This window comes from Chryseobacterium sp. 6424 (assembly GCF_003692615.1).
Classification (GTDB): Bacteria; Bacteroidota; Bacteroidia; order Flavobacteriales; family Weeksellaceae; genus Kaistella.
Genome location: NZ_CP023540.1, coordinates 874,014 through 898,416, shown reverse-complemented (window position 1 = coordinate 898,416; position 24,403 = coordinate 874,014). Strand labels below are relative to the sequence as shown.

General features: G+C 31.3%; 24 protein-coding genes. 6 read left to right on the top strand and 18 right to left on the bottom strand.

Annotated elements, in window-relative coordinates; translation table 11 throughout:
- The first annotated feature begins 81 nt into the window (after positions 1-81).
- Genes CO230_RS04165 through CO230_RS04155 form a run of 3 tightly spaced genes read left to right on the top strand, consistent with a single transcriptional unit; the run spans position 82 to position 3,166 of the window.
- Positions 82-2,013, top strand: a complete 1,932-nt coding sequence (locus tag CO230_RS04165) for a DEAD/DEAH box helicase family protein (RefSeq protein WP_228438186.1) — start codon at positions 82-84, stop codon at positions 2,011-2,013.
- 23 nt (positions 2,014-2,036) lie between these two features.
- A complete protein-coding gene (locus CO230_RS04160) occupies positions 2,037-2,309 on the top strand; it encodes a transposase (protein WP_122027439.1) in 273 nt (90 codons plus the stop codon).
- The gene (locus CO230_RS04155; RefSeq protein ID WP_122027438.1) at positions 2,306-3,166 is read left to right on the top strand and encodes an IS3 family transposase; all 861 of its coding nucleotides are present in this window, start codon (positions 2,306-2,308) and stop codon (positions 3,164-3,166) included. The genes CO230_RS04160 and CO230_RS04155 overlap by 4 nt, the downstream gene beginning before the upstream one ends.
- A gap of 122 nt (positions 3,167-3,288) precedes the next feature.
- On the opposite strand, the gene CO230_RS04150 is transcribed toward CO230_RS04155, so the two are convergent.
- The 4 genes from CO230_RS04150 to CO230_RS04140 form a co-directional block, all read right to left on the bottom strand.
- Positions 3,289-3,909, bottom strand: a complete 621-nt coding sequence (locus CO230_RS04150) for a biosynthetic peptidoglycan transglycosylase (RefSeq protein WP_162989976.1) — start codon at positions 3,907-3,909, stop codon at positions 3,289-3,291.
- 304 nt (positions 3,910-4,213) lie between these two features.
- Positions 4,214-4,366 (bottom strand): hypothetical protein, encoded by a 153-nt coding sequence (locus CO230_RS12175; RefSeq protein ID WP_162989975.1) that lies wholly within the window; start codon positions 4,364-4,366, stop codon positions 4,214-4,216.
- Positions 4,363-5,001, bottom strand: a complete 639-nt coding sequence (locus CO230_RS04145) for a hypothetical protein (RefSeq protein WP_122027436.1) — start codon at positions 4,999-5,001, stop codon at positions 4,363-4,365. Before CO230_RS04145 ends, CO230_RS12175 begins: the two co-directional genes overlap by 4 nt.
- Positions 5,002-5,235: 234 nt before the next feature.
- Positions 5,236-6,045 (bottom strand): GNAT family N-acetyltransferase, encoded by an 810-nt coding sequence (locus CO230_RS04140; RefSeq protein WP_162989974.1) that lies wholly within the window; start codon positions 6,043-6,045, stop codon positions 5,236-5,238.
- Between the two features lie 181 nt (positions 6,046-6,226).
- On the opposite strand from CO230_RS04140, the gene CO230_RS04135 reads away from it, so the two are divergent.
- On the top strand, positions 6,227-6,454 hold the full coding sequence (locus CO230_RS04135) for a hypothetical protein (RefSeq protein ID WP_122027434.1): 228 nt from the start codon (positions 6,227-6,229) through the stop codon (positions 6,452-6,454).
- Positions 6,455-6,620: 166 nt separating this feature from the next.
- The gene (locus CO230_RS04130) at positions 6,621-6,848 is read left to right on the top strand and encodes a hypothetical protein (RefSeq protein ID WP_122027434.1); all 228 of its coding nucleotides are present in this window, start codon (positions 6,621-6,623) and stop codon (positions 6,846-6,848) included.
- Positions 6,849-7,058: 210 nt separating this feature from the next.
- Here the strand turns inward: CO230_RS04130 and CO230_RS04125 are convergent, their stop codons facing one another.
- The 13 genes from CO230_RS04125 to CO230_RS04070 all read right to left on the bottom strand — a co-directional run bounded on the left by CO230_RS04125 (position 7,059) and on the right by CO230_RS04070 (position 22,383).
- Positions 7,059-7,478 (bottom strand): hypothetical protein, encoded by a 420-nt coding sequence (locus CO230_RS04125; protein ID WP_122027433.1) that lies wholly within the window; start codon positions 7,476-7,478, stop codon positions 7,059-7,061.
- A gap of 230 nt (positions 7,479-7,708) precedes the next feature.
- Positions 7,709-8,089 (bottom strand): VOC family protein, encoded by a 381-nt coding sequence (locus CO230_RS04120; RefSeq protein ID WP_122028882.1) that lies wholly within the window; start codon positions 8,087-8,089, stop codon positions 7,709-7,711.
- Between the two features lie 135 nt (positions 8,090-8,224).
- Positions 8,225-9,028, bottom strand: coding sequence for a helix-turn-helix domain-containing protein (locus tag CO230_RS04115; RefSeq protein WP_122027432.1), 804 nt, complete (start codon positions 9,026-9,028; stop codon positions 8,225-8,227).
- A 170-nt stretch (positions 9,029-9,198) separates the two neighbouring features.
- Positions 9,199-14,382 carry an AAA domain-containing protein gene (locus tag CO230_RS04110; RefSeq protein ID WP_122027431.1) on the bottom strand — a complete coding sequence of 1,728 codons (5,184 nt, stop codon included), beginning with the start codon at positions 14,380-14,382 and terminating at the stop codon, positions 9,199-9,201.
- A gap of 266 nt (positions 14,383-14,648) precedes the next feature.
- On the bottom strand, positions 14,649-15,635 hold the full coding sequence (locus CO230_RS04100) for a competence protein CoiA family protein (protein ID WP_122027430.1): 987 nt from the start codon (positions 15,633-15,635) through the stop codon (positions 14,649-14,651).
- A gap of 240 nt (positions 15,636-15,875) precedes the next feature.
- Positions 15,876-16,019, bottom strand: a complete 144-nt coding sequence (locus tag CO230_RS12170; protein WP_162989939.1) for a hypothetical protein — start codon at positions 16,017-16,019, stop codon at positions 15,876-15,878.
- A 9-nt stretch (positions 16,020-16,028) separates the two neighbouring features.
- Positions 16,029-16,475 (bottom strand): hypothetical protein, encoded by a 447-nt coding sequence (locus CO230_RS04095; protein WP_122027425.1) that lies wholly within the window; start codon positions 16,473-16,475, stop codon positions 16,029-16,031.
- A gap of 902 nt (positions 16,476-17,377) precedes the next feature.
- Positions 17,378-18,427, bottom strand: a complete 1,050-nt coding sequence (locus tag CO230_RS04090) for a DUF4339 domain-containing protein (RefSeq protein WP_122027429.1) — start codon at positions 18,425-18,427, stop codon at positions 17,378-17,380.
- Entirely contained in the window at positions 18,427-19,674 is a 1,248-nt protein-coding gene (locus tag CO230_RS04085; protein ID WP_162989973.1) for a GYF domain-containing protein, read from the bottom strand. The genes CO230_RS04090 and CO230_RS04085 overlap by 1 nt, the downstream gene beginning before the upstream one ends.
- A 5-nt stretch (positions 19,675-19,679) precedes the next feature.
- Positions 19,680-20,528, bottom strand: a complete 849-nt coding sequence (locus tag CO230_RS04080; RefSeq protein ID WP_122027427.1) for a DUF4339 domain-containing protein — start codon at positions 20,526-20,528, stop codon at positions 19,680-19,682.
- A 235-nt stretch (positions 20,529-20,763) separates the two neighbouring features.
- A complete protein-coding gene (locus CO230_RS04075; protein ID WP_122027426.1) occupies positions 20,764-21,555 on the bottom strand; it encodes a J domain-containing protein in 792 nt (263 codons plus the stop codon).
- A 228-nt stretch (positions 21,556-21,783) separates the two neighbouring features.
- Positions 21,784-21,927, bottom strand: coding sequence for a hypothetical protein (locus CO230_RS12165; RefSeq protein WP_162989939.1), 144 nt, complete (start codon positions 21,925-21,927; stop codon positions 21,784-21,786).
- A 9-nt stretch (positions 21,928-21,936) separates the two neighbouring features.
- On the bottom strand, positions 21,937-22,383 hold the full coding sequence (locus CO230_RS04070) for a hypothetical protein (RefSeq protein WP_122027425.1): 447 nt from the start codon (positions 22,381-22,383) through the stop codon (positions 21,937-21,939).
- A 225-nt stretch (positions 22,384-22,608) separates the two neighbouring features.
- Between CO230_RS04070 and CO230_RS04065 the strand changes: the two genes are divergently transcribed.
- Complete coding sequence (locus CO230_RS04065; RefSeq protein WP_122027424.1) at positions 22,609-22,836, top strand: hypothetical protein; 228 nt, start codon at positions 22,609-22,611, stop codon at positions 22,834-22,836.
- A gap of 151 nt (positions 22,837-22,987) precedes the next feature.
- Here the strand turns inward: CO230_RS04065 and CO230_RS04060 are convergent, their stop codons facing one another.
- Positions 22,988-24,391: an RtcB family protein gene (locus tag CO230_RS04060; RefSeq protein ID WP_122027423.1), complete on the bottom strand. Its 1,404-nt coding sequence runs from the start codon at positions 24,389-24,391 to the stop codon at positions 22,988-22,990.
- Positions 24,392-24,403 lie beyond the last annotated feature (12 nt).

Below are 24,403 nucleotides of genomic sequence, written 5' to 3'. Positions count from 1 at the left end.
ATTTTTATAAAAAATTGGAGGATGTTAAAACCTTTTAACGAAGAGTTTATCTACAATTGAAACCGAAGAACCTTACATGAAATGATGAATTTAGGAATTTATGAAAGCCTCATTACTGATGCCTTAAAGAACCGTCTCAATGATATTGATAGAAATGAATTTTATGTAGCAGACCAAAAGAAATTAGATTCGGATGAAGCAGTGCATTTCCTAGCGCTGCACTTGGGAGCGGCAATTAAAAGTGCACTTAAATTAATTAAGGCCGAAAAGAAGGACCTATTAGTTGCTAAGCAAATTGAAATTACCAACAATATTCTTAAGTATCTTACGCAGGAAATTTCCCAGTACGAATTCGCAGATGATCTGGTCTATGCTGAAGGATTGATTCTTGAGGGAGTTCTTCACAAATTAAATTCTAAGTATACCGATGTAAAGTTGCATTTAAGCGAGATCATGCCATTGACAAGGTTGACGCAAAGCGAACTGTTCACTGGAGGAAACGTCGGATTATCGCTGGATGCTGAACTAAAAAAAGAAATTCGATCTTCTGATAGAATCGATTTATTGGTTTCCTTTATCAAATGGAAGGCGATAGTCATCCTACGTGACGCGTTCCAGGAGTTTACCAGCAACGGAGGCAAGCTCCGTATCATTACCACGACTTATATGGGTGCAACCGACGCTAAAGCCGTCCATGAGCTCAGTAAGCTTCCTAATACGGAGGTTAAGGTTTCGTATAACAATTCAAATGAGCGTTTGCACGCAAAAGCCTATTTGTTCTTCAGAAATTCCGGTTTCCATACCGGCTATATTGGATCTTCGAACTTTTCTCGTTCTGCATTGACTGATGGATTGGAGTGGAATGTCAAAGTGACTACCAAAGAGATCCCACACATCATTGATAAATTCCAAAAGACTTTTGAATCTTATTGGAACAATGCAGAGTTTGAATTATATGATGAATCGAAATTAAAACTCCTGGATGATGCGCTGCAGAATAATAAAATGGGCAAAGCGACACTGGAAGCTGTAAGATTTTTTGATTTAAAGCCTTATCACTATCAATCAGAAATCATAGAAAAACTAACAGTCGAAAGAAACGTACATAATTCTTATAGAAATCTTATTGTAGCTGCAACAGGAACTGGTAAAACCATGATTGCCGCCTTTGATTTCAAGAAGTTTCTGGCAGAAAATTCCGCTGCAAAGTTTTTATTTATTGCACACAGAATTGAAATTTTAAAGCAGTCGCTCCACACTTTTAGAAATGTTCTAAAAGACCAAAATTTCGGGGAACTATATGGGAATGGATATGAACCGAAATATAAAAATGCTGTTTTTGCCACCGTGCAAACTTTAAGTAATTTAGATTTCGCCACCTACAGTCCCAAGGAGTACTTCGATTACATCATTTTGGATGAAGCGCATCATGGGCAAGCCAGTACCTATCAGAAGGTCATTAATTATTTTACTCCAAAAATACTTTTAGGCCTTACGGCTACTCCGGAGCGAATGGATGGTAAAAGTATTTTGCCAGACTTCAATAATAAGATTGCTGCTGAGATTCGTCTTCCCGATGCACTCAACAACAAACTTCTTTGTCCTTTCCAGTATTTTGGAATATCAGATTCCATAGATTATTCACGCGTTAAGTGGAGTAATGGAAAATATGATTCTGCCGAGCTTACCCAAATGTACACATCTAGTAATATCAGGGTAGGTAATATCATCAAAAACCTTAATGATTATACGAAAGATCTTCACTCTGTTTCTGCCATTGGCTTTTGCATAAGTATTGAGCATGCAAAGTTTATGAAAAGCAGGTTTGAAGATGCGGGATTACACGCTGAATATTTGGTTTCTGAAAACTCATCGAAACGGGAGGAAATTATCCATCGATTCACCACTAAGCAGATCAATTATCTTTTTGTGGTCGATATTTTCAATGAGGGGATCGATATTCCGCAGATTGATTATAGTTACCCCCGAAAATCGGACAGTAAGTTTAGTTGAAAAAAAACAATTAAATTTACGATATGTCACAGCGAAGAAAATTCAATTCAGGATTTAAATTTAAAGTAGTGGTGGAAGCTTTGAGCGAGCGATACACTATGCAGGAACTCGGCCGAAAGCACGATCTGCACCCCAACCAGATTTCTTCATGGAAGAAAGAGTTCCTGCAAAAAGGCGCCGATGTTTTTGGTAAGGAGACCGCTGCAGAAGATAAAAAAGAGGATGTCGACAAGCTTTATAAGGTTATCGGTCAGCAGAAAATGGAGATTGATTTTTTAAAAAAAGCCTTGTCATGAAACAGTGCCGCCGAGCCCGTAAAGCTCATATTGACAAGGCCAATGCGCTCAGCGTTAAAAAGCAGTGTGAGGTGTTGCAGATATCGCGCAGCTCCCATTATTACAGGAAAGTTCCGCAAAGCAGTCTGAACCTGAATCTGATGCGGCTAATCGATGAAGAGTTCCTGAACCGTCCCTGGAAAGGAGTTCCCAGGATGACCAACTGGCTCCAAAAGGACATGGGGTATACCATCAACAAAAAGCGTGTGGAAAGGCTTTACCGGGTGATGGGTCTGAGTGCTTCGGCACCTGGCCCTGCCACCTCCAAAAAAGGCAAAGGCAAGAAACACAAGATCTTCCCATATCTTTTGAGAAATTTAAACATTACGGCTTCCAATCAAGTTTGGGCAATGGATATCACCTATATTCCTGTGCAGGGCGGCTATCTTTATCTTTGTGCGGTAATCGATCTGTACAGCAGGTTTGTGGTAGGCTGGAGCCTGAGCAACACGATGACTTCCGAATGGTGCCGCGATACCGTGGAGACGGCCATTGGAAAATACGGCAAGCCTGAAATCTTCAATACCGATCAGGGCAGTCAGTTCACTGCAGATCTCTTCACCGAATTTATCACCAAACAGGGAATAGCCCTAAGCATGGATGGCAAAGGACGGGCGTTGGATAATATTTTTATTGAAAGACTCTGGCGAAGTGTGAAATACGAGAATGTTTATCTGTATGCTTATCAGGATGGACGAGCGTGCTATGACGGCCTGAAACAGTATTTTCAATATTACAACAACGAGAGAAGGCATCAAAGTCTTGCATACGAAGTACCTGCGGAAGTCTACGACCGTACAAAGAAGGAGGCGGCATAAATGAACTTTCACACAGTTTTACACATTCCCACACTACACGGAAAAATCTTTGAAGGGATTTTTCCTATGTGGAAATTTGCAAAACTGCTACCCTTAAAAACAAATAAAATCAAACTTAACTTTTAAGATTTACTGTCCAAACTTTGGGGGTAACTATATTTATGATTTTTATACAATAATTCAGAAAGCATATTTTTTCTTCTGATTGTTGCTTCAATATTGTTTAGATAGTAATTTGGTCCTCTCAAAATTGTAATTAAAAAAACAATTTCATTAGTATTTAGCTTTTCAGGTTCTTTGTCAAAATAAAATAAACTAGCACTTCTAACTCCTCTTAAATTTTTGCCAAAATAAACATTATTAAAATATAGGTTGAGAATTTCGTCTTTTGAATATTTGTATTCAAGTTTAAACGCGATTAAAGTTTCACGGATTTTTCTTATCAAAGTTTTGGAATTGTCTTTTAGAAGATTTCTTGCAAGTTGTTGAGAAAGTGTACTACCACCTTCCAAAACTTTCAAATTTGCAAAATTTCTGAGAAGTGCTCTTGTCGTTCCTTTTAAGTCAATGCCATTATGATTGTAAAATCTTTTATCTTCTATAGGAACAATATATTTTTTAAATTTTTCGGGAATTTTTGAAGTTTCAGCTTTGCATTCATAATTTTCAGAAACAATAGCATATGCCTTGTTTTTGTTATTAGTTTTAGTGTAAATTACAAATCCATCAAAGTTTTTGTCCATAGTTGTTAGCGAGTTTTTTGACAGCATTGCACATAACGGCAAAATATTGGCGAAGGCAGGGAATTGAGGTACTACTGCCTGTCATCACAAAAGTTAAATAAGTGTACTTCTGTTGGTTTAAGCACATCAGCCCTGCTTTTGCCAATATAATGTTGGGCGTAGTTTTTATTATGAGACATCAAAGAATTATTGAGTTTAGATTTTTATTAACCCCTTTTGCAACAACCATATTTACAGTAAAAGGTATTCAAAGGAAACGATATTACATATTTGGGATAAAGGTTGTCGATTTAGTTGGCTAAAATTACGCCCAACGTTTTCGGGCTTTGCGTTCGGGCGGGTTTCGGAGCACAAAACTGTCAATCTGCACTACACTTGAATAGAAGCACAAAGCTCCAAGTTTGCACGTCACCCCGCCTGACGCAAAACCCGTGTTAGCGGTTCGGGCTTCTTTCATTCGTCTGTCTTTTTGGTTAATAACGCTATTTCCATAACTCGTCTGTAAAAGTCTTCATACTCGTCCTTTTTGTATTTTGTCCGTATTGCTCTCAGAACGTCCAAGGCGTTAAATCCACCCCATTCCCAAAGCATAGTGTCAAAATTGTATTTAAGCATTTGAGTTTCAACTTCTGCTCTTAAAGATTTCACTTGGTTGTTTGTCAGTCCGTAACTTCCTAAAAGTTTTGTTAGTCTTTGGTCTGTTTCTGTTGTATATTCTGTGTCCAAAAACGGTTCAAGTATCCAATCCCAAATCCAAGACCGTTCAACTGTCTTAATGTTATTCTTTGTCGCAAACTCTTCAAGTTCAACCTTCTTTTCAGACGTTAAGAATATTATTTCGTTACCAACTCTAAATGTCGGTGGATATGATTTAAAATCTATGTCGTCAATTTGGTTTGTCTTGAAGATATTTTGTCTGAACGCTATAGAAGGTTCAAATGGATAATTCTCAATTTTTAAAAAGTCGTCTCCGATTGTCAACTGTCCAGTAGAAACGAGCAATTCTTTCACTTCTGATTTTGAAGTGCTAAACATTGTCCAACTGTCACTTGGTTTTTTGTTTGTTTTGAAAAGTCGTTTTATAAATTCCATTTGTTATGTTTCGGAGTCGTCTTTTAGCCTGACCGCTAACGTTTTGGGTATTGCCGAAGGCGGGGAAATCGAAGGCGAAATTTTCGATTTTGCACCGAGGCGAGCCAAAACGAATTTTTATGAGTTAAATTTAAAAATAAAAAACGAATAAAATTCGTTTTTGGCGATAATAGAAGTACAAACTTTGAATTTAGCACTTCAGCCCCGCTTTTGGCAATACCTTGTTAGCCGTAGTTATAACTCAATGTTAGTATGTTTGTAAATTTCAAAATAACCAACATCAATACACATTTTATTTGAAGCTTCATTTATTAAATCTGTCATTAGATAACAACAACCATTTTGTTTAAATAATTGTTCGCTAGCACTAGAAAGAAGTTGTTTGCCAATGTTCTGATTTCTGTATTCAGGTTTAACATAGATTATTCCAATATCAGGGTCATTAATTGTACAAAATGCTCTAATTACATTATTCTCTTTATTAATTATAATTGAATTAGTATTTATATGTTCGACAATAGCTGGATTAATTTGTTCTACTGTTTTGTTTCGCAGACCTTTGTATTCTTCAACATAATAATCAAGCATCATCTGAGTAATTTCATCGCAGTCTTGATTCTCCGCTTTAGTTTCATTAAATGATGGCGTAAGTTTATCTGTATTATTAAGAGAATAAAAAATACGGTCTTTTATAACTGTATAATTTGTTATATTTTTCTTTTCTAAAAGACTATAAACTAAAGTATAGTCTCCCATTATTTCAAACCCTTTGAAATTTTGAAATGAAATTATTTCAGACAATTCATCAATGAATATTTCGAAATTTTCTCCATATAAAAATAATTGTCCGTGAGTTTCAATATATATAACCCAACTTTTTTCATGAGTAAATATTGTTGTATTTTCTGTTATAGGAACTTGACCTATACCAAAAACCATATCAAGAACAGGAATAAGATATTTGTATCTAAAATCATTTCTGTCGATTTTATCGTTTAAGAAATCTAAGAATTCATTATTGTCGTGGATTGATATCTTTTTCATAGGATTCTGTGAAATAATTACGGCTAACGGTTCGGGTATTGCCGAAGGCAGGGATTTGAAAGACAAAAGTTTCAACCTTGCACAAATGCCCAATAGAATTACAAATGATTAATTAATCGAGAATACCCTGCTTTTGGCAATACCTTGTTAGGTGCAGTGCTTCTCACAAACTCAAATAAAAATGGAAAATGTTTTAAATTTCAAATGGAGAAAGGGAGTTAAAGAAGTATCCCCTGCTCACCCAATGGTTCAAAATTGGCTGTTCACAGAAGATACAGAAGTCGAAGCAATGTTAGCACATCAAATGGCAGTAGTCGCTGAAAAAAGCGGAATGACAGCCAATGACTTGCAACACATTTTCCCTGCTGTCCTTCGTATGTTGAAGAATGATACTGCGTGGTCGAAATAGCATTGCACCTAACGGTTCGGGTATTGCCGAAGGCAGGGATTTGAAAGACAAAAGTTTCAACCTTGCACAAATGCCCAATAGAATTACAAATGATTAATTAATCGAGAATACCCTGCTTTTGGCAATACCTTGTTAGGTGCAGTGCTTCTCACAAACTCAAATAAAAATGGAAAATGTTTTAAATTTCAAATGGAGAAAGGGAGTTAAAGAAGTATCCCCTGCTCACCCAATGGTTCAAAATTGGCTGTTCACAGAAGATACAGAAGTCGAAGCAATGTTAGCACATCAAATGGCAGTAGTCGCTGAAAAAAGCGGAATGACAGCCAATGACTTGCAACACATTTTCCCTGCTGTCCTTCGTATGTTGAAGAATGATACTGCGTGGTCGAAATAGCATTGCACCTAACGGAAAAAGTATTTGCGAAGGGCGGGCTAAATTTAACCGAAAGGTTCAATTTCGACCGAACGAAGCAAATTGCTTTTTCAGATTGTTAAATTACAAAAAAATACAATATGAAAAGCAAGTTGCGACTAAATGCAACTGATAGTTCTATTCTATATTCAACCCCGCCTTTTGCAAATACAATGTTATCTGCAGTTTCTTTTATTTCCAACCATACACAATATTTTTTTTGAGGTCTAATGCAACATTTACTGAATCATTTTTTTCAACAAGTAAAAAATAATCTGGAATATTTTTTATTTCCTTCAGTAATTTTGCATCTAACTTCAAAATGTTATTTGGCAATTTTACATTTTGCTTTTTAATCGGCTTTAGTTTTTGTGTTAGCTGTTGAACATAAGCTTTAGGAAGGTTAAAGCGAAAGAAAAAATTATTGGAATCAACATTTGTCTTTAAATAGATATTTTTCATTTCTTCATTTATCAGTATTTGCGGTATCCAACCTTTTTCAAAAAGATTTCCTCTAACAGCATAATCATAGTTTGATATTTTATAAGTCGAACTGTCGTAAACACAAGAAATTAGAAATATAAATATCAAATAGAACAAAAAATTTTTCATTTCGGACGGTTTTTTATGAAATTGCAGATAACGGAAAGGGGCTTTGCGAGGTGCGGGCTACTGCAACCGAGATTTCAAGAGGTGACCGAACGCTAGCAAAAACTTTTTCCATTTTTTAAAATTACGAAAAAACTAAAAAATGGAAAAGTTTTTTGCGGGTATTTTCTAGAATATTTCTGAGATTTCCTTCAACCCCGCATCTTGCAAAACCCATGTTATGCGTAGTGCTTTTATTCTGCTGGTTTTGTATAAGTTACAATGTCAATTCCAATTCCATTTGGGTCTTTAATTGCAAAATGTCTGTCGCCCCAAAGTTCGTCTCGGATTTCAAACTCCATTGAAACACCTTTGTCTTTCAGCCTTTTATAAATTTCGTCCACATTTTCAACTTCTATAGTCAAATAAACACCTTTTCCGTTAAATGCTGATTGGAAAATAGGTTTTTGACTTGGATGGTTCGGTTGCAAAAAACTGATTTCTGACGAATTGTTTGGTGTGTGCAAAAGAATATAAAATTCATTTTCAAAACTCACTCCAAAGTCCAACACTTCTTTGTAGAATTTTTTGGTTTCACTTAATTTTTCTGTAATAATTCCTGCGTTAAGTTTCATTTTGTTTGTAGTTTGTGCATTTGAAATTCCAAAAAGCAAAACAAATGCGGTTAGTAATATCGTTTTCATTATAATCGATTTTGTTTTACAAATTTAGTTTGAGATTAACCGCTGGAATTGTAAAAATCGGACAAACTAACGGAACACTTCGGAAGGAGTTACTCCATAAAATGTTTTGAAGTTTTTAATAAAGTGTGCTTGGTCAAAAAAACCAACGTCAAAATAGAGTTTATTATTTTTCAAACTTTGTTGGGAAGGTTTTGCATTTAAAATGTATTGAAAGCGAATAACATTACTAAAAGATTTTGCTGTTGTTCCAATATAATAATCAAAAATTCTTCGCAATTGTCGAGGACTTAAACCTGTATCCAAATCTTTTTCTGTATTTAAGAAACCTTTTTTTTGAAAAATTAGAATTAGTGAGTTCAAAAAACGCTGGTCTAATTCTATATTTTGATTATGAATAACCTCTAACAATTTTTTGTTCAATTTTTTTGAAATATCTTCAAATGAAGTTCTTGGTTTTATTTCGGAACATATCCAATTATAAATTTCGGGATTTATATTTTTCAATTCCTGTGAGTGATTACTCAATTTTTTAGCGTTTATTCCGAATAATATTGGAAAAGCAGTTGGCAAAAAACGAATGCCGATATAATTAAACTCTTTTCCTATGTTGAATTCAGTAAATTTTCTACAAAATCCCATAACAAAACTCTCCTCGGGTTGTTTATTGTCAAAAAAAATATCAATACAACCATCAGAAACAACACAATAATTGAAATCTTCTGATAATTTTCTTTTGGTTTTCAGTTGCCAAAAACAGTAAACAAAATTTTGGATTTCGTTTTTTGGATAAATTTCTTGATAAGTTATTTCTCCGTCATTTTTAGAAACTGTCGGTTGAATTGGTTTGTAGTATTTTCTTATTGTTTCCAATTTTCTACGGGAGTTTTGATAGCATTACGCATAACGTTTTGCAGCTTGGCGAAGTGGCGGATTTAGAAGCAATTACTTTCAATTAAGCACTAATGTTTATTAGAAATTCGAATGTTCAATTTAGCACTGAACCCGCCATTTTGCCAAACTGCTGTTATGCACAGTCTTTTTTATTCGGTTAATTTTGGTATAAATTGCTCTATTATTTTCCATTCATTTTCATAGTAACTGTTGTGAACTGATTTCCCTTCTGCAGTAAAACTTGTGAAGACTAATCGTCTTATATCTTCATAAATGTTTTTTGGTAAAATTTTGTATTCAATATTTTCAGTCGTTTGATATACAACTTTGTAACCTTGTAAATGCAAAAGTTCTCTATTTGAAATATTTTCAGTCTTATGAGCTTTAAAAACAGTTTCTAAACCTCGTTTTATTTTTAAAGCAATAATCGCATCTTCTTCAATCAATTTTAGATAAAGAATGTTAGCATTTGGATTTTTGCCATTAGAATAATGATAATTCATTCTCTTTTCCAGTATAGAATTTACATAGACTTTGTTTATATGTCCATTGTCGTAGCATTGAAGAAGAAAGCCATCTTTAAACTTTTCGTCAATAGGTAATGAAAACAAACAATTCTCTTCCGAATGTTCTTGTACTTTATATGTGTTGTCACTGAAAAGATTAAAGTAGCAAAGAATTTTGCTATCATAGGAAAATAGATTTACCTGATTTGATTCTTCCAAATCTTCTTCAATCATATCAATGAATGACTTGTGTTTATGATTTGTTGCTGTGGTGCCATTTAACTGGTTTATAGAATCAGATGTTTCGGTATTTTCCTCTAAAATATCAATATATGATTTATGTTTAGGTAAAACATATTCAGATATTTCTTCCTCATTTTCAAATTCTATTTCATCTTCAAATTCTTCTTTTAATTCAATTGGTTTTTCAATAGTTATTTTATGGTCTTTCTTCGTGTTTTTTTCAATAAAATCAATGATTTTTTGTGTTTCTTCTTGCGGACTTCTTTTAAATGCTGAATAAAGTACACGATACACTTTCCATCCAACACGTTCTAAAAATTCCTGTCTTTCAATATCGTAAGCTACATCTTCAGGAAGTGAATGAAAGGGGTCGCCATCACATTCTATAGCAATCATTTTTCCATTATTGTGAACGACTAAATCAATTTTAAAGTTAATATAAACTTGTTTTCCAAGTTTATGATTATAAAATAGTTCAGCTTCTTTTACATTGTATTGTGGTTGGATATAACTATACCCATTTTCAATAAGTGCTTTGGCAATATCACATTCAAACCAGCTGTCAAATGGTTCAGGCACATTGTGTCGGTATCTTTCAATATTGTTGTTATCAATTTGTAATTGAGAAATTGGTTTTGCTTCATCTTTGAAGAAACTTAAGATTTTATTTCTAAAGTCATTTGTTTGTAAATCGTTATGCTGAACTGAATGAAATAAAATCATTTGTTCTTTCGCCCGACTTAATGCTACATTAATTTTTTTAAATTCATCTTGGTCACTAATAATTGCTCGTGGTTTGGCATTTTGATTCTCTTTCAACTTCTGAAAATCTAATGCAACTCCAAGGGAAACAATCATAACATCTCTTTCATCTCCTTGAAATTTTGGAGAATCTTCTATGATAAGTTTATGCTTATCTATTTTCTCTTTTCCAAATTCATTGGCTAAATCCTCTTTTATGTCTTTAAGTTTTTCAGTATGTTTTGTCAATCCTAAACTTACTACGCCAATGGATTTATTTGAATATTGTTCGTCTTTTAGTATTCTTTGAAGAAATTTTTTAATTTCTTCGATTTCTTTATAGACAATTTTGTCTTCTGTGAATGCATCGTTAACAAAAACAGTTTCTTTTGGATTTAACCTGTTTGAGTTGATTTGTTTCAGAGGTCTTAACGAATTGTCATAAAAATGAAATTTTGAGAATTCAATAATTTCAGGAACACATCTGAAATGTTCCCTCAAAGTTAGATTTGCAGTCCCAGCAACCATCTTTGAAAGCATAAATAAACTATTATCACTTTTGATGTGAAGGGCGTTTGCACCTAAAAATTTAAGATGTTTATTTTTAATTGATTCAAAATCGTTTCCGTCTGCTCCAGTTAGACTACTTGGAGATGTTTGTTTGTCATCGCCAACAATTATCATATTCTCTGCATAATAGCTTAAAATAAGACTGTTAAAGTCTAATTGACTTGCTTCGTCAACAATAACACAATCAAAAATTTCAGGTTCGCTTCCTACTGAATTCAAAACATCATTGAATTTCATAACCCAGCACGATAAACGCTTACTTAAATCAATGCTATTTTTTCGAGTTAATATTTGATATTGTGTTTGATTCCGAATTTTTCTAACACTTTGAGATAAATTGTATTTATATTCTTCCAGTAAATTTATAAAAGCATCGATTTCATTACTGTTAAATTTGTTTTTAAAGTTTGACTTTGCTAGGTCAAACAAAATATCACATTTAACTTGGAATATTTTTTTGTTGATAAATGATAGCTCTTCTTTGCATTTTTGTAAATCAATAAATTCGTTTTCTTTAATAAATCTATTAGCAGAAGCGTATTCAAAATTTTCTTTTGAAATATGATGGTTAGGAATGTTTTCAAGAGAATCAAAAGTATTTGGAAGCAATTCTCTCAAAGATTTTTTTAGGTTGAGAAAGGTTTGCTCTACATCAAGTTGCTTGCCAATTTCTAAAAATTTAGTTTTTAAAAGTTCAAAATATTGTACATCTTCAATTTTTTCAACAGGTAAAAATTTTGAGAATTCATTTTTTAATGAAGAATGCTCAATTATTGAATCAATGTTTTTTAATATTTCAATTTTCTCAATTAATTGATGATTTATTCTTCCTAATTTCTCAATGTCGTCTTTAAATGAAATTGCTTTTTTTGATAAATTATCTATGTCAAACAAATTAATTTGAGTGTATTCTGAAAAATTGATAAAGTCAGCATTGAATTGAATTTTGGAAACAACTTCTTTGTTTGTTTCTACCTTCTTTAAAACTTCATTTAAAACCAAGCTCTTTTCATACAGATTGGAGTTGTCGTCATAAGAAAACGAAAATCCATTTTGTTTTAACAACTTGAAATTTTTGCTGATGATAATGAGGTTTTCAATTGCCGATTTTAACTGTAATATTTCGCTTTTAGTATTACACTTTTTTCCATTGATTGTAAATTGCTCTAAATATGAAACTTGTTTAAAATTTGAATTGGTAAGTTTTGTAAAAAATCCAGCTTTACCATTTTCAGCAAACGATAGGTAAGTTTCAATATCTAAAAGATATTTTGTTCCATTTTCAGTAAGGTTGCTGAACGATTTGTTTATCGTAGTATTTTCTTGAGTAAATCTGTTGTTTATTTGTTTCTGTAGATTCTCTAATTCTTTAATGTTTTTGAGAACAATATCCGAGTTGGAAAATTCATTTGCAATTTTTGTAATATTTTCTAATTGAATTTTTAACACCTTATCTTTGGAATACTCATTTAATCCCAAATAATTTAATTGCTTGATGTACTGTTCTTGAATAGATAGGAAGTTTTTAAAATCAAAACCTTCTAAATTCTTCAATATTGTTGAAATGTCAATATTGATAACATTATTATATCGGATTTCTATTCCAACTAATTGTTTGTATTTTAAAATCTCATCTTTTATAACTTCAAAATTGGATATAACTTCATTGGATAACTCATCTTGAATCCAATTCCATTCTTCTGATTCTTTTGATTCAAATTTTTCAACAATTTGATAGGCTCTCAAATTCTCAAAAGTATCATTAATCCTGATTTGAGTATATTCTTTTTCAAGAGCTCGAATAATTTCAGATTTTAATTTTACATATTCAGCTTTTAAATTGTCTAACTCTTCAATTTTGGTTTCAACATTTAGATAAAAGTTGTCAGTCAGAATTTTCGAAATATTGCCAATACTTTTTTCTAAAGAAAATCGATTCTGATTAGTTTCTAATTGAATTTTTGTGAATATCAAATCATCAAAAGTTTCAGGAATCTTATCAAGTAAAGATTCTAAAGCCTTGTCTGTTTGAGCGGTAACAAGCACTCGTTTTCCTTGTGCTAACAAAGAACAAAGTATGTTTACAATTGTATGAGATTTTCCTGTTCCGGGTGGTCCAGTTACAACTGTTAATCTATTTTTTAGATAATTTTCATAAATCTGTTTTTGTTCTTTGTTGAATGGTAGAGGAAAAAACACAGAAAAGTCGTCATCTCCATTTAAGTTTTTAGCTTTGGATTTATGAGTTTCAAATAGTTCGTCTTTAAAATAGTTAGGTTTTGTATAAGAATTGTTTCCTGATGATTCAGGGTTTCTAACTAACAAATTAAATAGTTTTGCTTCTATTTCATTTTCATCATTGTGTTTGATAATTGAATCCGTTAATTTTTCAAAAAAACGTGGCTTTCTTTGTTTAATATTTATTGCAGGAGAAAAAAGCACTTTAAAATAATCCTCTCTGAAATGGTCGTTTTCTGGTTTGTAAATTGAGCTTTCAAACTCTGAATTACTCGAAATTTTTTGAATAGATTTTGCAATTAAATCTTTAAATTCGCTTTCAAAAATATACTCATAACCAAGTTCAGTAATTCTCTCTTCAAATCTATCAATGATATTTGATAATACTTCTTTCTCAATTGGAGTATTATTGAGAAAGAAAAAATCTGCATAAGGATTTTCTAAATCAGAAAATGAAATTTTCACAACATTATTTGAATCAATATCTAATGATAAAGGGAAATGAAATAAGTGTTGATTGGTTTTTGATAAATTCCCATTGTTATTAAATTTGGAATATTGTATAAATCCAAGACTTAAAACAATTTCTAAATTTGAATCATTTTTAATATCATTGTAAGCTCTGTAAAGTTTTGAGTATGTTTCTTTATTTTTCTTAAACTTTTTTAATTTTTCTATTTCAATTTTTCCCTCTGTCGAATTTTGAAAACCGACAAGTTCTTCTTCGTCTCCGTTAATACTTTCAAACTTGTTTTTAGCTTCGTCAAATTCTATAATTTCTAAGAATCTATTAGGTATTTGGATATTTGGTTTATACGGTTTTTGTAGTGAGAAAACTAGAGATTGTCTTTTGAATTTTGAAGAAAAAATATCAATTAAGGTTGATTCACATATTCCTGATTCAATGAAGTGTTCTATTTCATCAATCCAAATAAAGTTGCTAGAAACAGTTGAATTCAGAACGTCTTTTACTCCTCTTTCGAGTAGCTTTTTATATTCTTTTAGAAATGTTATGTATTGGTTGAGTACGTTCATTTAATTCAATAGTAAAGTTTTCTGTCAAATTTATATTTTTTTTCGGAGTGCGGTTTTAAGATTGTGCATAACGGAAAAAGTATTTGCGAAGGGCGGGCTAAATTGGACGAAAAGTTCAATTTCGACCGAGCGAAGCAAATTGCTTTTTCAGATTACCAAATTACAAAAAAGTAATATGAAAAGCAAGTTGCGACTAAATGCAACTGGTAGTTCTATTATAACTTCAACCCCGCCTTTTGCAAATACTATGTTATGTGCAGGTCAAACTATGATTCTATGCGATTTTCAAGCCTCCAAAATTTTTCACAATTTGATCCAAAGTTAGAATTGTCAATTCCTTTTCTTAATCGTTTACAAAAATATTTAGTTGACGAGTAATAAGAAGTGTTTTCATCAAAAAATCTACAAGCAAAACAATTTTTATATTCTCTATTCATAAATGAGTAATTTATGACAAATTTTTCAAAATCATATTTTCTATTTTCAATCTCATTGATTTTGTAATAAATGACATTTTTATTATTAATTTCATTAATAATGTTTCGCATTTGTTCAGTTATTTTGACAGTCTTATTATTTTTGTGAATTAAATAGATATCAAATAATTCTTTACAATTTACACTGTGTATAAATTTTTCGGTTAAGTGATTTGTCTTGAAGTTATAGAATTTATGGTGTAAATCACTTATACTAATATGGTTTTTATTTATGAAATTTAAGTCAGAATCATTAACTAAATTAACTTCAATTATTCTATAACCACTTTGTATTTTTTTTTCATCACACTTATGCGTTACAGCAAATTCTATAAATAATATCTCATTTGTTTTATTTGATTTAAGTAGAATATCTGCTACAAATCCATTGTATGCTTTTTCTATAAATACTTCATCAAAAGTCTTAGTCAAATCATATGATTTTATTTCAGAATTTAATTTGCAAGAAATGTTAAAACTTTCAAGACACGCATTACAAGTTTTATCTATTTTGTATTCAACACGAAAAGGTTTTTTTTCGGAAAGACATTTTTTGTACTGGTCATAAAATTTTAATTTGCCAAGTTTATGTAAATAACTTTCATAACTGCAATTCGTTTCGTGTTTATGCGAAAAATGATGACTTCTTATTTTTCCTTTTTTGGGTATTAGGATACTTCCACAATTAATGCAAGTATATTGCGACTTATTTCCTTGTTGAATTTCGCTTATATGTATTATTTTGTTTTCTGAAGTATATGCGTATTCGTTTTTCACTTATTTCTAAATATGACAGCATTTTCTATTGACTTGCACATAACGGAAAAAGTATTTGCGAAGGGCGGGCTAAATTTAACTGAAAGTTCAATTTTAGACCAAACGAAGCAAATTGCTTTTTCAGATTGTTAAATTACAAAAAAATACAATATGAAAAGCAAGTTGCGATTAAATGCAACAAATAGTTCTATTAAATATTCAACCCCGCCTTTTGCAAATACTATGTTATGTGCAGTGCTTTTATTTTTTTAAAACTTTTCCACCATCATTCCAGCCATTTTGAAAAGCAGTTTTAGTTCCATTCCAATCATAAACACTTTCAATTATTAACATTGTTAAAATTCCTGCTATAAAAAATACAATTTCTCTTTTAGTAATTTTCATTTTATTGATTTATTTAAAGTTAAGTTGAAATTTTTGATTGTTTGTTAAAGATGAGTTTGTGAATAGCAATAATAAAAATGGAATAATTAATGGATACATAAATTTAATTTGTTGATTATATAAAAGATATGTAATTATTACAGCATAAACCAATAGAAATCCCACAACAAATCCATTCATTATTTTTGGCAATTCTGGGGATTGCTTTGTCCAAAAGAAATTTTCATTAATTTCTATTGGTAAAACTATTTTTCGTGAACTTAAATTAAAATTTTGTTCTTTTTGAAAGTCTTTTCCTTTCACAAGAATTTTATGATTTCCAAGATTGGTTATGAAATCTAACTTGGGATTTTTGTAATCTATAATGCCAATAAAATTTCCGTCAATAAAAACTTCGTAAATATTATTTCTTATTGAAGATTTCTGATTTAGTTTCAATTTTATTTTTCCATTCATTTTTTTAATTTTTTTGGCAATATAATAAAAATTTTCTTTCTATGACGCTGTTTTGGTAGCATTGCACATAACGGAAAACGGCTTTGCGAAGGCGGGGCTAAGAAGTTCAAAACTTTCTATAAATTCTTTCCCGAGCAAAAACCATTTTCGTTTTTTCAAAATTACAAAAAAATAAAACGAAATGGTTTTTTGCGACTAAAAATTACAAAAGGCTCAACTTTGTGAAAATCCCCCGCTTTTGCAAAACCGATGTTGTGTGATGTGGCAATTTCGCAGTAATTGGTCAGTTAGATTCAGTTTCAACGGTATTTTTAGTCAGCAAAATTTTAAAAATTCAGCGTCCAATTTGTAAAAGTCAGGCACGAAAAATATTCAGAACGTTAAAATTCAAAATTTTTTTCGGAAAGGTTTTGCGTGCGAATTTTTGTCAGCGTTTTTTTGTTTCAAAAAGTTATTTTTCAAGCGGAATTTGAATCAGCAGAGAGAATTTAAGACGTTAAATTTTATTTTCACTCAGAGATTCCGTTAGTGATGTGGTGTCAGAAATCAGTTTTTTAAGTCAAGTCCGCAATTTATTCAGTCAGTCAAACAGAAGATGAATTCAGACCATATTTTCACGCACATTTAGGTCTGGATTCAGTTTCTGTTTAATCACTCAAAATCGTGGAATTTATTTCGAAGCGTGATTTTTGATGCCATATCACATAACGGAAAAAGTATTGGCGAAGTGCGGGCGAAAATGAACTGAAAGTTCAGTTTCAACCAAACGAAGCCGATGCTTTTTCTTGGAACTAAATTACAAAAAAATGTGGAATGTAAAAGCAGCGGCGACAAAATATTACAAAAAGTTCAACTTGGATTTAGCCCCGCATTTTGCCAATACAATGTTGTAGGAAGTTTTTTTATTCACAATTTTCACTAATGTTTTGTATTACTTCTTCTTTAAGTAGATTGCTAATATTTTCTGAAATGTTTACATCGAATTCGACTTTATAACTTGACGCACCACTTGGTATAGTTGCAAATACATTTGCTGATTCTGATGTATGAGGTTTAATAGTATTGAATAAATATAATGGTTTTGAGTCAATTGTATTTCCATTATTGTCTAAAATCAGTAAATTACATTTTATACTGCTGTAATCAAGATAAATATTATTGTTATTCGTTACTGTTACATTACCATTTAATGTAGGAAAGTAACCTCCAGATTCATAAATGTTTTCATCTTTTTTTATATTGTCATAATACTCGGCAATTTTAGCAGCATAATTAATATTTAAATTAGATTCTAAATCTTTCTTTTTTACAATCTGTCCCAATTCTATATCATTTTCATTTCCCGTAAGACATCCCTTTTTTATACCATAGTTTCTAATTTGATTATAGTAATAATATGACAATCCTTTGGTATTGATTATTTTATTAGAAAAATTTTCCCTTCCAATTTCTAAATAAATTTTATAGTTGTTATTGTATGTAGCAAATACATCATAATTACCAGAAGAGTTTTTGGATATGTCTGTGATGTCTATTTTGCCTTTCAAAATTAGTCTTTGACCCATTTTTGAATAATTTGGATATAGTTTTTCTAATTCCATTTGGTTAGGGTTTTCTATAGACATTAAAGAAAACAGTCTTTGAGCTTCTTCCTTTGCAATTTCTTTATTTAGGCTAATCTTATTATAAACAAAAAATCCAATTAAAAAAATAGATGATGTAATCAAAAACGAAAACAAAATTTTGTTCCATTTTTTTTTAGGTTTCATATATTCTTTTTTTGTAAATATTTTTTGATATTCGATATAGTCTGGTAAAGAATCAAACTCTATCCAATCTTCCAATCCACTGTACCAAATCTTTGAATTCCCTTTTACATCATATGACGACAATTCGCTAAAGTCAAAAGGTCCTTTACGTTCGTTGTCAATAATAATCCAATATTTTTTCATTATTTAAAATAATTTTTTAAAAATTCCCAAAAACTATAATATTCTATTTTACGATTTGTGCGAAATAATTCTTTGTCATTTTCGAATCCAGAATATTCAATCCAATTATTTCTATTGTCATAAGTGTATTCATATTTCTTATGTGATTCCTTATTTGTGCCTAAATAGTCATCAAATAAATCTTTATATTTTGTTTTTGTTATATCAGTAAACTTGTCTTCAGAAATTTTGTTTTTAAACTTATCGGTTTCATAATTGATAAAACTCCATTTTTCTCCATCTTTATCATATGTTTCTTCTTTTATTAACATATTGTTTTTGAATAATTTCTTAATTCTATTGGATTTATCACTTGAAAAATAAAGGGTTTCTTCGATCTTTTCTTTTTTTTCATTAAGGATTTCAATGCTAAGTGTGTCTCCAATAAAACTGTTATTTTCTTTATCACAATTAACGGTAAATATTTTATTTTGGTTAATATTTAAACAATAAGATTCTGGGTAGTTTTGGAGTTCTCCCTTTTCGTTGTAAATTCTCTTTTCAATTCTGTTTCCATTATTATCTTTTATCCAGACTTCCAAATTTCGAGTTTCGGCAATATTTTCAATGTCCTTAAATTCTTCATTAGAATCTCTTAAATTTATTTTACTAGTCAAATAATCAAAATTGCTTATTTGGGCTAATTTCTGTTTAATGTAAGAAGTGTTTAGTGAATCAGATGTGGTTTCAACAACTAGGAAATTGCGAATCGTAAGATTAGAAATCCCTTTTTCTCCAAACTTGACAGATGTGGAAAAACTAACATTTGAATAAAACTTTCGATTTCCTTTAATGTCAAAAAATTCAACATTTTGAACTGAAGCATTTGAAAAATCATTCGATGTTATAATCTTCACTCTGCCATTTAAATTATTTTCTATAAGAGAATTTGAAACGACATCATTTTTTCTATATTCACAATAAAAAAATAAGTAAATCAGTATAAAAGGTATAGATATGAATAAAATCCTTTTTATTCTTCTTTTTGTTTTCCTCTTTTTTTCAATTTTTTCAAGTTCTAAAAGCTTTATCCGTTCTTTTTCTATATTATAATCTGAAAAAATATTACTGTGTTTAAAAGAAATCCACTCCTCAAGACCCATAAACCAAAAAGGAGTTTCGGGGTTTATATCATAGTTTAGTAAGTCATTGAATGAAAATGGTCCATTTTCAGAGTTTTGAATTTTTATCCAATATTTTTTGTCCATATTTATCAATTATCAGGAGGAAAGTATTTCAATAAGTGCTCAAACATATAAGATCCTTTTACAAAAATTTCAATTCCATTATTGTCATAAATCACGGAATCTTTAAAGATAATATAATTGCCTTTAATTAATTCTTTTTCAATTTCTTCAATAGTATATCCTTTCCCGTTAATCCAATATTTATTGGGAAGTTTTTCAGCTACTGGAATTGGTGGAGGAGTTGATTCGAATATTGTCGGAATTGGAGGTGGAGTATATAAGATTATGTTTTTAATTTCTCTTACTTCTGAAGCTTTTTTCCAACCGTCTAAATCTTTTCTCCAAACTAAAGTTGCTTCGCTTATTCTCTTGTCTATCAATTCTTCAAATGAAAATGGACCCTCTTGAATGTCGTTTTCAATTATAAAATATAAATAGTTAGTCAAGATAGATTGTTTTTCTACAATTTTAGATGTATTATCTGAAATCGGAATGTCAATTTTTAGATTTTCAAAATAAAATTTAGGATTTAAATTAATTACTTTTCCATTAGAAAGTTGAATTAAATATAATCCCAATATTATTAATGCAATAAAAGTATATCCTTGTTTTCCGCCTGTTGCGACAAATGGAATAATACTTAAAAAACCAAAAATCAAAGAAATGATTCCCCATATTTTATAACTTTTACCACCTTTTGTTGGTTCTTTTTTTGCTGATGGACTAAAAATTAATGCTAAAAGTCCTGGTAAAAATCCGCCTACTAATAAGAAAAATGTCCACCATCTTCCAATATGTTTTGCTCTTCCAAAAATTTCGGAGATAATAAAAAAGAAAATACAAATTATTAAGAAAATTGTAAAAGTTTCATTCATTTGAGTTGTGTTATTGGCGAGAGTTTGTATAAAATTTCCTACAACGGAAAAAGTATTTGCGAAGGGCGGGCTAAATTGGACTGGAAAGTTCAATTTCGATCAACCGAAGCGATGCTTTTTCCGTATTGCTAAACTAAGAAAAAAAGTAATACGGAAAAGCAGAAGCGGATAAATATGACTAAATGTTCAACTCTCCGCTTAACCCCGCCTTTTGCAAATACTATGTTATACGACGCTATATTGCTTTTCCGTCTTTTACTTTAACATTCATCAGGAAACCGAGATTATATTTTCCATCAGGTGCAAGTTTTTTATCCAGAAAAACATACATTCCTTTAAAACTAACGCAAGGTTCAATTTCAATTAGACCTTTTGAAGTTGGATATTGGACGTAATTTTTTGTGATGTCATATTCGTATGGAGGTCTGTTTGTTTTTTGCTGCTTCTTTTGCGAATTTGAAGATTTACTTGAATTTTCATATTTAATTTTCTCTTCTTCCTTAATCACTAATTTAAAATGCTCATACAATTCAAAATAGGTATTATTCCTAACTTTTACATTTGAAGAAATCTGACGATTAATATTGGTGTTTATTGCTGTAATTTCGAAATTTAAGTACGGATTTTTAAAATTTTTTACAATAAATCGCTTTTGTCCTATTGGTTCAACCGCACCAAAAGGAGAAATTTTCACAAGATTAGAATTAGCAGTTTTCCAAGTAAAAGTTATTTCATCATTATATTCGCAACTTTTTTTATCAACATTGAACAAAATTATTTCAGGATTAAAATTGCTTCCCTGATTTTGTTGATTTAAAGAGTTTAGTTTAGTATCAAATTCTTTTCTTTTGTTAATATCAATTAATATTTCATATGCTTCCTGAATATCTTTAAATCTTTCTTGAAAAAATAAGTCTCCATCATTTTTGTCAGGATGGAATTTTAGTGATAATTTACGATATGCTTTTTTTATTTCTTCATTAGATGCATTAGGTTTTATACCTAAAATATAGTAATAATCCTTCATTCAGCGGTAGTTTGGTTATAGTGTCGTATAACGGAAAAAGTATTTGCGAAGGGCGGGCTAAATTTAACTGAAAGTTCAATTTTAGACCAAACGAAGCAAATTGCTTTTTCAGATTGTTAAATTACAAAAAAATACAATATGAAAAGCAAGTTGCGATTAAATGCAACAAATAGTTCTATTAAATATTCAACCCCGCCTTTTGCAAATACTATGTTATGTGCAGTGCTTTTATTTTTTTAAAACTTTTCCACCATCATTCCAGCCATTTTGAAAAGCAGTTTTAGTTCCATTCCAATCATAAACACTTTCAATTATTAACATTGTTAAAATTCCTGCTATAAAAAATACAATTTCTCTTTTAGTAATTTTCATTTTATTGATTTATTTAAAGTTAAGTTGAAATTTTTGATTGTTTGTTAAAGATGAGTTTGTGAATAGCAATAATAAAAATGGAATAATTAATGGATACATAAATTTAATTTGTTGATTATATAAAAGATATGTAATTATTACAGCATAAACCAATAGAAATCCCACAACAAATCCATTCATTATTTTTGGCAATTCTGGGGATTGCTTTGTCCAAAAGAAATTTTCATTAATTTCTATTGGTAAAACTATTTTTCGTGAACTTAAATTAAAATTTTGTTCTTTTTGAAAGTCTTTTCCTTTCACAAGAATTTTATGATTTCCAAGATTGGTTATGAAATCTAACTTGGGATTTTTGTAATCTATAATGCCAATAAAATTTCCGTCAATAAAAACTTCGTAAATATTATTTCTTATTGAAGATTTCTGATTTAGTTTCAATTTTATTTTTCCATTCATTTTTTTAATTTTTTTGGCAATATAATAAAAATTTTCTTTCTATGACGCTGTTTTGGTAGCATTGCACATAACGGTTCGGGTATTGCCGAAGGCAGGGATTTGAAAGACAAAAGTTTCAACCTTGCACAAATGCCCAATAGAATTACAAATGATTAATTAATCGAGAATACCCTGCTTTTGGCAATACCTTGTTAGGTGCAGTGCTTCTCACAAACTCAAATAAAAATGGAAAATGTTTTAAATTTCAAATGGAGAAAGGGAGTTAAAGAAGTATCCCCTGCTCACCCAATGGTTCAAAATTGGCTGTTCACAGAAGATACAGAAGCCGAAGCAATGTTAGCACATCAAATGGCAGTAGTCGCTGAAAAAAGCGGAATGACAGCCAATGACTTGCAACACATTTTCCCTGCTGTCCTTCGTATGTTGAAGAATGATACTGCGTGGTCGAAATAGCATTGCACCTAACGTTTTTGCGCTTGGCGCAGTGGGGGACTTAGAAGCACTAAACTATCAATATGCACTAACGCTAAATAGAAGCACAAACTTTCAAATTTGCACGTCACCCCCCATTGCGCCAAACGCATGTTATATGCGGTTTTTCTTTTCATTCGTCCGTCTTTTCGCTGTTCTCTTGTCTTGCTTTATATTTTTCTCTCGCCTTAATTTTCCAAGGTGCGTCAATTTCCCAATCTCCTGCCATAATGCAACCATAAGGAATAATCTCGTCCACAACTTCTCCAAGTCCAAATTCTTTCATTTGGTTCTTAACTGTCTGTGCGTTTTTGTAAGCACTTGGAAGTTCTGATATGTCAATATTTCCTGAAAAGAATCTTACATCAAGCCCTTTAGTCTCTTCGTGAAATATTTCTTCAAAAGTCCTATGTGAGTTGTTCTTTTTATGTCTTCCCCTGCTTATGTTTCTGCCTGCTCCGTGTGGTGCAAAACCTAGATTGTTGTCTGTCGTGTTGCCCTTTACTATTAGAACTGGCTCACTCATATTTAATGGAATAAGTCTTAATCCATCTTTGCTGTCAGGCACAAATTTGTCGTCCAATGGCGTTGCACCCTTTGCGTGATAAAACAAATCACCCTCCTTGAATACAAAATTGTGTTCATTCCAAAATCTGTCAACTGGGTCAAATTTTAGTTTTTCAACTGTTGCGTTATGAATTGTCGTGTGGTTTAGTTTTGTCCACTCTCTTACAATTTGTAACGCTTCCCAATATTCTTTTCCTTCGTCAGTGTCGTATGGTATCCAAGCATTTTTTTCTAAAGTCTTTGGCGAAATTTCTCGTCTGAAAAACTCGGCAAGTTTCATTCCTTGTGTGTAGAGATTTGCACCAAAACCACGACTTCCGTGGTGAGTTACCATAACAGTTTCACCTGTTTTTCTTGAACGTCCAATGAATAAAAAGTGGTTTCCGTCTCCTTGAGTTGCAAGGTGGTGTCTTGCGAAATTTAAGCTTCTCTCGTTGTTTAAAAATCTATTTTCTGCCATCCGTTCTTCAAGTTCTTTTGGTAAGAATGAAAACTCGTCTCGTCCACCACCGCCAAAGTGAGTTACGGAGTGAGCATAGTCCAATACAATTTTTGGGTCAATGTGTCCAAAGTTGGTCATCATAACCGAACAGCAAATGTCTGCACTGTGCATTGAGGGGTGTATAGCATTTCTTGCTATTACAACTCCGCCAACGGGAATTTGGCCGTCACCTGTTGGGCAAGCATCAGGCATTACTGCACCACCGACCAAAGTCGGAGTTTTCATAAGGTCTTTCATTGTTGAAATTACGTTCTCAACATTTGAAATTTCTTCTTCCGTTTCTGCTTTTATGTTTTGATAAAAGTCAACAGGCTCAGAGTATGGGTCAATATATTTTGGTCGGACAGTTTCTAAATAATTTTTCAAACTGTCTCCATTCAATTGATTGCTGTTAGCATAGTCAATTGCTTCTTTAAACCATTTTCCTGGTTTGTACCCCAAGTCTAATAAGTCTTTACCTGTTATCATTTTGTCATTTAT

Excerpts from the sequence above, each read along its gene's own strand:
- CO230_RS04165 (WP_228438186.1), top strand. The coding sequence starts at position 82 with ATGATGAATTTAGGAATTTATGAAAGCCTCATTACTGATGCCTTAAAG.
- CO230_RS04160 (WP_122027439.1), top strand. The coding sequence starts at position 2,037 with ATGTCACAGCGAAGAAAATTCAATTCAGGATTTAAATTTAAAGTAGTG.
- CO230_RS04155 (WP_122027438.1), top strand. The coding sequence starts at position 2,306 with ATGAAACAGTGCCGCCGAGCCCGTAAAGCTCATATTGACAAGGCCAAT.
- CO230_RS04150 (WP_162989976.1), bottom strand. The coding sequence starts at position 3,909 with ATGGACAAAAACTTTGATGGATTTGTAATTTACACTAAAACTAATAAC.
- CO230_RS12175 (WP_162989975.1), bottom strand. The coding sequence starts at position 4,366 with ATGAAAGAAGCCCGAACCGCTAACACGGGTTTTGCGTCAGGCGGGGTG.
- CO230_RS04145 (WP_122027436.1), bottom strand. The coding sequence starts at position 5,001 with ATGGAATTTATAAAACGACTTTTCAAAACAAACAAAAAACCAAGTGAC.
- CO230_RS04140 (WP_162989974.1), bottom strand. The coding sequence starts at position 6,045 with ATGAAAAAGATATCAATCCACGACAATAATGAATTCTTAGATTTCTTA.
- CO230_RS04135 (WP_122027434.1), top strand. The coding sequence starts at position 6,227 with ATGGAAAATGTTTTAAATTTCAAATGGAGAAAGGGAGTTAAAGAAGTA.
- CO230_RS04130 (WP_122027434.1), top strand. The coding sequence starts at position 6,621 with ATGGAAAATGTTTTAAATTTCAAATGGAGAAAGGGAGTTAAAGAAGTA.
- CO230_RS04125 (WP_122027433.1), bottom strand. The coding sequence starts at position 7,478 with ATGAAAAATTTTTTGTTCTATTTGATATTTATATTTCTAATTTCTTGT.
- CO230_RS04120 (WP_122028882.1), bottom strand. The coding sequence starts at position 8,089 with ATGAAACTTAACGCAGGAATTATTACAGAAAAATTAAGTGAAACCAAA.
- CO230_RS04110 (WP_122027431.1), bottom strand. The coding sequence starts at position 14,382 with ATGAACGTACTCAACCAATACATAACATTTCTAAAAGAATATAAAAAG.
- CO230_RS12170 (WP_162989939.1), bottom strand. The coding sequence starts at position 16,019 with ATGAAAATTACTAAAAGAGAAATTGTATTTTTTATAGCAGGAATTTTA.
- CO230_RS04095 (WP_122027425.1), bottom strand. The coding sequence starts at position 16,475 with ATGAATGGAAAAATAAAATTGAAACTAAATCAGAAATCTTCAATAAGA.
- CO230_RS04090 (WP_122027429.1), bottom strand. The coding sequence starts at position 18,427 with ATGAAAAAATATTGGATTATTATTGACAACGAACGTAAAGGACCTTTT.
- CO230_RS04085 (WP_162989973.1), bottom strand. The coding sequence starts at position 19,674 with ATGGACAAAAAATATTGGATAAAAATTCAAAACTCTGAAAATGGACCA.
- CO230_RS04080 (WP_122027427.1), bottom strand. The coding sequence starts at position 20,528 with ATGAATGAAACTTTTACAATTTTCTTAATAATTTGTATTTTCTTTTTT.
- CO230_RS04075 (WP_122027426.1), bottom strand. The coding sequence starts at position 21,555 with ATGAAGGATTATTACTATATTTTAGGTATAAAACCTAATGCATCTAAT.
- CO230_RS12165 (WP_162989939.1), bottom strand. The coding sequence starts at position 21,927 with ATGAAAATTACTAAAAGAGAAATTGTATTTTTTATAGCAGGAATTTTA.
- CO230_RS04070 (WP_122027425.1), bottom strand. The coding sequence starts at position 22,383 with ATGAATGGAAAAATAAAATTGAAACTAAATCAGAAATCTTCAATAAGA.
- CO230_RS04065 (WP_122027424.1), top strand. The coding sequence starts at position 22,609 with ATGGAAAATGTTTTAAATTTCAAATGGAGAAAGGGAGTTAAAGAAGTA.
- CO230_RS04060 (WP_122027423.1), bottom strand. The coding sequence starts at position 24,391 with ATGATAACAGGTAAAGACTTATTAGACTTGGGGTACAAACCAGGAAAA.